We start from the raw sequence: 6,918 nt of genomic DNA, 5'->3' as shown, positions 1-6,918 counted from the left end.
CCACAAGGGGGAGGCAGGGAGCCTGCGCCCACCCTCCCCCTTGTGGGGAGGGTCGCTGCGAAGCAGCGGGGTGGGGGTCCGAAAAGAGCCGCTTGCAGCGGCTCTTTTCGATTCAGGAAACGACTCCGACCCTCTGATTCACCTCTTCAAATTGACCACAATCACGCCACCCAGCGCCAGTGCGCCGCCGATGATGCCGAGCAGGGTCGGCACTTCGCCCAGCCAGAAGAAGCCGATCAGCGTGGCCACCGGCGAAACCAGATAGAGGAAGTTCGAGGCGCGGGCGGCAGGCAGGCGTGACAGTGCGGTTGCCCAGGCGGCGTAGGCGATCAGGCTCGGCACGATGCCGAGAAAGATGACTGCGCCGAGGCCGGCGGTGTTGGCGACCGCTGCCTGCGAGAGTGCGCTCGGCAGGAAAGGCGCCAGGCAGAGCGCGCCGAGCACCATGTTGGAGGCGGCGATGGTCAGCGGATGGTGGCGGGCAAATAGCGGCTTCTGGACGATGGTGTTGACGGCCGAGCACAGCGCCGAACCCAGCACCAGCAGCGCGCCGGTGTTGAAGTGCAGGCCCTGCCCCTCGCCCATGGCGATGATGCCGATGCCGGCGAAGGAGATGGCTGTGCCTGCCCAGGCCATGGTAGAGAAGCGTTCGCCGAGCAGCGCCATGGCCATGATGGCGGTGAAGATCGGGCTGACATTGATGATGAAGCCGGCGGCACCCGCCGATACGGTCAGCTCGCCGAAATTGAGCATTGCCGTATAGAGCGCGACGAAGATGGCGCCACCGAAGGCGAAGCGCCACAATTCGCCGATCCCCGGCAAAGCCGGGCGCTTGACGGCAAGGAAGATCGCCGCCGGCACGGCGGCGATGGCAAAGCGCAGTGCGCCGAGTTCCAGCGGATCGAAGGCGGCGAGACCGGCGCGGATGGCCGGGAAAGCGGAGGCCCAACCGACCACCGTGAGCGCCACCGCGATGGCCGCGGTGCTATCAACGCGCTGTGTCGAATTCAACGTTCCGGTGTAAACGCTCATCTCGCTTTCCCTGTTCTTTAATGCCATAAAGCGAGAAAACGCCATTCCGGGACGGTTGACAAACGACCAAATCGAGGGCCACCTGTGAGTGTGTATCACAGCTCAGAACAGATGCTGCCGCTTGAGACCTTGCGCGCCTTCGACGCAGCGGCGCGCACGGGGAGTTTTTCTGCCGCCGCCGAAAAGCTCAACCTCACCCATGGCGCCGTCAGCCGGCAGATCGCCAAGCTCGAGGACTGGCTCGGTCTGAAAGTATTCGACCGCGGCGCGCGCGGGGTCTCACTCACCATCGAGGGAACCCGCTTGCATCTGCGCACCACCGAAGCCTTCGCGCTGATCGCTAGCAATTCGGACCGCTGGGTCGAGCAGCGCGGCACCGCGGTGGTGCGGCTGGCCTCGATACCCTCGGTCAGCGGCCTGTGGCTGATGCCGCGCATGGCCGCGCTTGAGAACAACCCCAGCAAGCTGCGCATCGTGCTCGACGTCGACAACCGCCAGGCCGACCTTGCCGACGAGGGCATCGATCTTTCGGTCCGCTGCGGGCGCGGCCGCATTCCGGGCCGCATCTCGGTGCAGCTTTTCGAGGAATATGTTTTCCCCGTCGCCTCGCCGGAACTCGCCAAGGAGATCGGCCGCGGCGACCCTGCCCGGCTGCTCAAATTTCCGCTGATCAACGATTCCGACGCTTCGGCCTGGCGCGCCTGGTTTGCAGCTCAGGACATGGACTACCGTCCGCGCCCGCAGGATCGCCGCTTCGAGGACTACAATCTGGTGCTCGATGCGGCGGCCCACGGGCTTGGCATCGCGCTGGCACGGCCGCCGATGACAGTGGATCAGTTGAAGTCGGGCCGCATCGTCGCAGCCGATGAACGCAGCGTGCTGAGCCCGATCTCCTACTGGCTCGACCGGCCGCTGGGACGACCCCGCGCCGCGGCGTCAGACCTCGCTCGCCGCATTGCAAGCCAGGCCGGCCTTTCTGCCGAAAAGATCGAGGATTTTATCGTAGCCGAAGGATAAGACATACATTTGCCGGCTTGATCGACCTGAAGCTCCCGGGAAACGTACGTGACCAAATCTGGTGTCACTTCGCTCCAAGCTTGACCTTGCCAGGATTTATGGCGATGACATCGTCATGAATTTCGGCACCACCCCATGATGAACCGTTTCGAAGGCCCCGGCGGCAAGGAAGCACGTATCCGCTATCTCGACGGCGACTTCCAGGTGACCAGTCCTGGCGCCTTCGTGCGCTGCGCCGTGACCGGCGAGAGCATTCCGCTGGACGAACTCAAATACTGGAGCGTCGCCAGGCAGGAACCCTATGTGAGCGCAACCGCTTCGCTGCGCCGCGAAATCGAGGCGCATCCGGAACTGCGCAGCCGCCGCTGATCAGCCCTTCAGCTTGCGCTGCCGCCAGGCATCCAGCGTCTCGCCGATGATGCGCTTGGGCACGTGCTCGGGTTCGAACACGGTGTCGATCTCCAGCACGTCGAGCTGCCCAAGGAAATCGGCTGAGGCGGCGTCATGGCGCAGCCGGGCGGCGTCCTTGGCGGTGGTGATGAGATCGAGACCCTCTCGCCGCGCCGTCGCCGCCAGTTCTGCAAGTTCGTCCGCGCCGTAGAAATGATGGTCTGGAAACGACCGGGTCAGCGCCACCTCGCCGCCGGCTTCACGGACCGTGTCGAAGAACTTGTCGGGATGGCCGATGCCGGCAAAAGCCAGAAACCGCTTGCCGGCCAGCCCCGCCTTGCGGCTCGGTTTTGTACGCGCTTCGAAGATAGGGCGGGCGGCCCGCGCGGCCTGGCGCACGACCGCATCGGCTCCGGTGCCCTCGCCCATCTTGAGGAGGCCGCTGGTGAAAACCAGCTGGTCGACGATGTTTGCCCGCAGCGGCCCGCCCGGGATGACACGGCCGTTGCCGACGCCGTAGCGCGCGTCGACGACGACCAGCGCATAGTCGATATGGATGCGCGCGCTCTGGAAGCCGTCATCCATGATCAGGAAGTCGCAGCCATGCTTCTCCAGCAAGAGCCTGGCGCCGGCTGCGCGGTTCGGCGTCACAGCGACCGGCGCGTGTTCGGCGAGCAGCAGCGGCTCGTCGCCGACATGCTTGGCGGCGTCGTGATGCGGATCGACGACATGCGGCTCTCCAAACGAGCCGCCATGGCCGCGCGACAGGAAACCGGGATTGAGCTGCATGCGCCTGGCCTGTCTTGCCAGCGCGATCGCCACCGGCGTCTTGCCGGTGCCGCCAACGGTGAAGTTGCCGACGCACAGCACCGGCGCCTCGACCTTCTCGCGCGCCGCCGAGCGCATGCGGCGGCCGGCAACGAGTGCATAGATCGCGGACAGCGGCGTCAGCGCCAGCGCCCGCCAATCGGGTTCCTCCCACCAGAAGGGTGGTGCTTCGCTGGCCACCCTAGCGGCCGTTGGCGCCCTGCAGGCGCGACTTGACGACCAGCGGCTGGATGTAGGGTTCGAGCGATCTCAGCGTGTGCGCCAGCGCGCCGCGCATCTCGTCGACGGTCGCCGCGCCCGCCGCCATCATCTCGTGACGCGCCGCCTCGTTGGTCAAAAGGAAGTTGACGGCGCCGGCAAGCATGTCGCGGTCGCGCACCAGCTTGGCGCCGCCGCTGTCGAGCAGGCGCTGATAGGCCTCGCGAAAATTCTGGACATTGCGGCCAGCGAGCACCGCCGTCTCGAGCATGGCCGGCTCCAACGGGTTCTGGCCGCCCTCCGAGGTTAGCGAACGGCCGACGAAGGCGATTTCGGTCAGCCTGAGATAGAGCCCCATCTCGCCAATCGTGTCGCCAAGCAGAATATCGGTGTCGGCGGTGATCTTGTCACCCTTGGAGCGGCGGACGAGCTTCAGGCCCATGCCGGAAATCTGCGCGGCAAGCCCTTCGGCGCGATCGGGATGGCGCGGAACGATGATCGTCAAAAGACCGCGGTGACGCCTGTGCAGCATCGCATGGACCTCGGCGGCCACCACCTCCTCGCCGTCATGGGTCGATATCGCCGCCCAGGTCGGGCGGGCGCCGATCTGGCGCCTCAATGCGGATAATACCTTTTCATCGGCCGGCGGCGGCGTGGTGTCGACCTTGAGATTACCGGATACCGTGACCGGCCGGGCGCCCAGCGAAAGAAAGCGCTCGCCGTCGACATCCGACTGGGCGACGACATGGGCGAGATTCTCAAACAGCGCCTCGGCGATGTTGGCGCGTTTCTTCCAGGATTTGAACGAGCGGTCCGACAGCCTGCCATTGACCAGCACCTGCGGCACACGACGCGCGCCAAGTTCCAGGATGGTCATCGGCCAGATCTCCGATTCGGCGATGATCGCCAGGTCCGGCTGCCAATGATCGAGGAAGCGGCTGACCGCCGGCTTGAGGTCGAGCGGCACATATTGATGGATGATACGGTCGCCGAGCCGCTCATCGGCTACCTGCGCCGAGGTAACCGTGCCCGTTGTCAGCACGATGTTGACGCCGTAGTCGAGAATGCTCTTGACCAGCGGTATGACGGCCAGCGTCTCGCCGACACTTGCCGCATGGATCCAGATCACCGGCCCGTCGGGCCGTTCCCGTCCGGCGATGCCGTAGCGCTCGCGCCGTCGGTTTCGGTCTTCCTTGCCCATGGAGGTACGCCAGGCGACGTAAGGTCCGATCAGCGGATAGGCGGCGGCCCCCGCAAAACGATATGCCGTAAGGAAGGCGCGCGCCCAGCGCTCGCTCATTTCGGACCATCCACGAGACGGTAGGCTTCGGCGGTCGCGGCATTGAGCGAGGCCGTGACCTCCTGGCGCTTGCGTTCCATTTCGGCCTCATCGGCATTGGCCGGAACGAAGACAGGCGCGCCGACGATGATCGAGGAGCGACCGAAAGGCAGGTTGATCGTGGTCTTGTCCCAGCTCTTCTCCAGCACCTTGCGGCGGCTGGTGGCGATGGCGGCGGGCAGGATCGGCCGGCCCGAAAGCCGCGCCAGGAGAACAATGCCGAGCCCCGCGTCGCGCGGCGTGCCGTGGGGGATATCAGCGATCATGGCGACGTTCTTGCCGGCAGTGAGCGACTTTTTCAGGGCAATGAGCGCCTTGGCGCCACCCTTGTCGAGATGCCTGGAGCTGTCGCGCCCGCCGGAGCCGCGCACCGCCTCGATGCCGAACTTCTCGATCATCAGCGCGTTGAGCTCGGCATCGGCGCTGCGCGACACCATGGCGACCAGGGGCCGCCCCTTGGGATAGTAGGCCGGGGTCAGGAGGTGCTGACCATGCCACAACGCAATGATGCCGGGTTCGAACTCGGCATAGGCGCCGCCCGATATCCGTGCCGACCCGTCGACCACACGGTTGGTCAGGCGGACCAGGCGGACGAACTGGGCAAGCAAGCCGACAATGATGTTCTTGACGAATCGCGACTGCGCCAAAGGCTCGCGAATCTTGCGCCAGAGCGTCTTGGGCGTGCCGCCGGGGTGCCTTTTGACCACGGGCCTGGTGGCGGACCCTTTCACTGCCTCATGCTCCATCGATGTCAACCGGCAGCCTTGCTGTCGGGGTCGAGCAGCCGGTGCAGGTGAACGACGAAATAGCGCATATGGGCGTTGTCGACGCTGGCTTGCGCCTTGGCTTTCCATGCCGTCCGCGCGGATTGATAGTCCGGGTAGATGCCGACGATGTCGAGCGCGTCGAGATCGCGGAATTCAGTTCCGCCCAGCTGCTTCAGCTCGCCGCCGAACACCAGGTGCAAAAGCTGCTTCTTTCCGTCTTCCGCGGTCATGTCGGTCCTTCACATATCGTGAGTTTGTGACAGCTCTAGACCAAAGCCGCCGACTTTGGAACCATTGATGTCCGTTCAGCCGTCAAGCCCGGCGATCACCCCGGCCAGCACGGCAAGGAGTTCGCCACTGCCGGCGACCAGCGCGTCGTGGCGGATTACCTCGCCGGCATAGCGCGGCGAACGGCCATGCCGGTCGAGCAAGGCGCCGCCGGCCTCGCTCAGGATAAGGTCCGCAGCGGCGATATCCCAGTCATGCGCGTTGGGCTTGATGAAGGTCGCGTCGAGCGTGCCGTCGGCGACCATCGCCAGCCGGTAGGCGAGCGAGGGAGTATGCGGCGCGCGCTGCAGCCGGCGCTGCCATTGCGCCGGCATGAGGTCGACCAGCTGCTTCAGCCCGCCGATCTCGACCGTCGCTGCGGGCGCGCGCACGGCAATGGACTTGCCGTTGCGGAACGCGCCCTGGCCTGGCAGCGCCCAGTAGGTCTCCTCCTTGGCCGGACATTCGAGCACACCGGCCAGCGTGCGGCCGTCCTCGACGACGGCGACGCTGACGCACCAGGAGCGGAGGCCCTCGAGGAAACCGCGCGTGCCGTCGATCGGGTCGACGACGAAGGTGCGGCGCGCGGCAAGCCTTATCGGATCGTCGGCCGTTTCCTCCGACAGCCAGCCATAGTCCGGCCGCGCCGCCAAAAGCGTGTCGCGCAGATAGGCATCGGCGGCATGGTCGGCCTCGCTCACCGGCGAGGTGCCGCCCTTCATCCAAACTTGCGGATTTTTGCCGAAATAACGCATGGCGATGGCGCCCGCCTCGCGGGCGGCGTCGCGCAGCAGCGGCAAATCCTCGCCGGCCCCGGCTGCCGTGATCGAATCAAGCTCCGGCAAGGGTCATTCCTTCGATCAGCAGCGTCGGCGCCGCGGTGCCGAAATTGCGGTCGAGATCGCTGGCGGGAACCATGTTGAGAAACATGGTCTTGAGGTTCGAGGCGATGGTCACTTCGGCGACGGGATAGGCGAGCTCGCCATTCTCGATCCAGAAGCCGGAGGCGCCGCGGCTGTACTCGCCGGTCACCATGTCGACGCCCTGGCCGAACACTTCGGTGACGTAGAAACCGGTCTT

9 protein-coding genes are annotated in these 6,918 nt (G+C 65.6%); 2 read left to right on the top strand and 7 right to left on the bottom strand.

Going from position 1 to position 6,918, the window contains the following annotated elements; all coding sequences use genetic code 11:
- Positions 1–138 precede the first annotated feature (138 nt).
- Positions 139–1,032 carry a DMT family transporter gene (locus CN311_RS27730; protein WP_097576825.1) on the bottom strand — a complete coding sequence of 298 codons (894 nt, stop codon included), beginning with the start codon at positions 1,030–1,032 and terminating at the stop codon, positions 139–141.
- A gap of 111 nt (positions 1,033–1,143) precedes the next feature.
- Between CN311_RS27730 and CN311_RS27725 the strand changes: the two genes are divergently transcribed.
- Together CN311_RS27725 and CN311_RS27720 are read left to right on the top strand one after the other, a co-directional pair.
- Positions 1,144–2,049, top strand: a complete 906-nt coding sequence (locus CN311_RS27725; RefSeq protein ID WP_165779871.1) for a LysR substrate-binding domain-containing protein — start codon at positions 1,144–1,146, stop codon at positions 2,047–2,049.
- A 135-nt stretch (positions 2,050–2,184) separates the two neighbouring features.
- Positions 2,185–2,418, top strand: a complete 234-nt coding sequence (locus CN311_RS27720; protein ID WP_008875222.1) for a DUF2093 domain-containing protein — start codon at positions 2,185–2,187, stop codon at positions 2,416–2,418.
- Here CN311_RS27720 and lpxK read toward each other — a convergent pair whose 3' ends face one another.
- The 6 genes from lpxK to CN311_RS27690 all read right to left on the bottom strand — a co-directional run.
- Positions 2,419–3,447 (bottom strand): tetraacyldisaccharide 4'-kinase, encoded by a 1,029-nt coding sequence (lpxK, locus tag CN311_RS27715; RefSeq protein WP_097576823.1) that lies wholly within the window; start codon positions 3,445–3,447, stop codon positions 2,419–2,421.
- Between the two features lies 1 nt (position 3,448).
- Complete coding sequence (gene waaA / locus CN311_RS27710) at positions 3,449–4,765, bottom strand: lipid IV(A) 3-deoxy-D-manno-octulosonic acid transferase (protein WP_097576822.1); 1,317 nt, start codon at positions 4,763–4,765, stop codon at positions 3,449–3,451.
- Positions 4,762–5,550 (bottom strand): lysophospholipid acyltransferase family protein, encoded by a 789-nt coding sequence (locus CN311_RS27705; protein ID WP_097576821.1) that lies wholly within the window; start codon positions 5,548–5,550, stop codon positions 4,762–4,764. Before CN311_RS27705 ends, waaA begins: the two co-directional genes overlap by 4 nt.
- A gap of 5 nt (positions 5,551–5,555) precedes the next feature.
- Positions 5,556–5,801, bottom strand: a complete 246-nt coding sequence (locus tag CN311_RS27700; RefSeq protein ID WP_097576820.1) for a DUF4170 domain-containing protein — start codon at positions 5,799–5,801, stop codon at positions 5,556–5,558.
- A gap of 75 nt (positions 5,802–5,876) precedes the next feature.
- Positions 5,877–6,683, bottom strand: a complete 807-nt coding sequence (locus tag CN311_RS27695; RefSeq protein ID WP_097576819.1) for a 3'(2'),5'-bisphosphate nucleotidase CysQ — start codon at positions 6,681–6,683, stop codon at positions 5,877–5,879.
- Positions 6,670–6,918, bottom strand: a 249-nt coding sequence (locus tag CN311_RS27690) for a metallopeptidase TldD-related protein (RefSeq protein WP_245440975.1), incomplete at its 5' end; no start/stop codon positions are given. The genes CN311_RS27690 and CN311_RS27695, both read right to left, overlap by 14 nt.

The sequence above is a fragment of the Mesorhizobium sanjuanii genome (assembly GCF_002529485.1).
In the GTDB taxonomy this organism is placed as follows: Bacteria; Pseudomonadota; Alphaproteobacteria; order Rhizobiales; family Rhizobiaceae; genus Mesorhizobium; species Mesorhizobium sanjuanii.
Note: the sequence above shows the minus strand (reverse complement) of the source record. Positions and strands in the feature narration are given on the sequence as shown.

Bases quoted from the DNA above. Each gene is read 5' to 3' on its own strand.
- CN311_RS27705 (WP_097576821.1), bottom strand. From the start codon at position 5,550: ATGGAGCATGAGGCAGTGAAAGGGTCCGCCACCAGGCCCGTGGTCAAA.
- CN311_RS27720 (WP_008875222.1), top strand. From the start codon at position 2,185: ATGATGAACCGTTTCGAAGGCCCCGGCGGCAAGGAAGCACGTATCCGC.
- CN311_RS27700 (WP_097576820.1), bottom strand. From the start codon at position 5,801: ATGACCGCGGAAGACGGAAAGAAGCAGCTTTTGCACCTGGTGTTCGGC.
- waaA (WP_097576822.1), bottom strand. From the start codon at position 4,765: ATGAGCGAGCGCTGGGCGCGCGCCTTCCTTACGGCATATCGTTTTGCG.
- CN311_RS27725 (WP_165779871.1), top strand. From the start codon at position 1,144: ATGCTGCCGCTTGAGACCTTGCGCGCCTTCGACGCAGCGGCGCGCACG.
- CN311_RS27730 (WP_097576825.1), bottom strand. From the start codon at position 1,032: ATGAGCGTTTACACCGGAACGTTGAATTCGACACAGCGCGTTGATAGC.